Here is a 230-nt window from a genome sequence, read left to right as displayed (position 1 = left end):
GCGCATCGACAGCCTGTTCCACGAGCTTGGCGTGCAACAACCGGTGCGTTACTTCCAGTCCAACGGTGGCCTGGCGCCCGGGCACCTGATGCGTGAGCGCGCGGTCAATGCCATCAACTCCGGCCCCGCCTCGGCGCCCCAGGCCGGGCTGGCGGTGGCACGGCCGTTCGGTATCGACAACGTCATTACCGTGGACATGGGGGGCACCTCGTTCGACATCACCCTGACCA

The 230-nt window shown here is 67.0% G+C and carries 1 protein-coding gene; it reads left to right on the top strand.

The features are described from left to right. On the top strand, positions 1 to 230 hold a 230-nt coding region (locus tag SB765_RS34410), incomplete at both ends, for a hydantoinase/oxoprolinase family protein (protein WP_410933129.1).

This window comes from Pseudomonas sp. SIMBA_067 (assembly GCF_046534675.1).
GTDB lineage: Bacteria > Pseudomonadota > Gammaproteobacteria > Pseudomonadales > Pseudomonadaceae > Aquipseudomonas > Aquipseudomonas putida.
The sequence above is the reverse complement of the archived record's forward strand: the minus strand, read 5'-3'. Positions and strand labels throughout refer to the sequence as shown.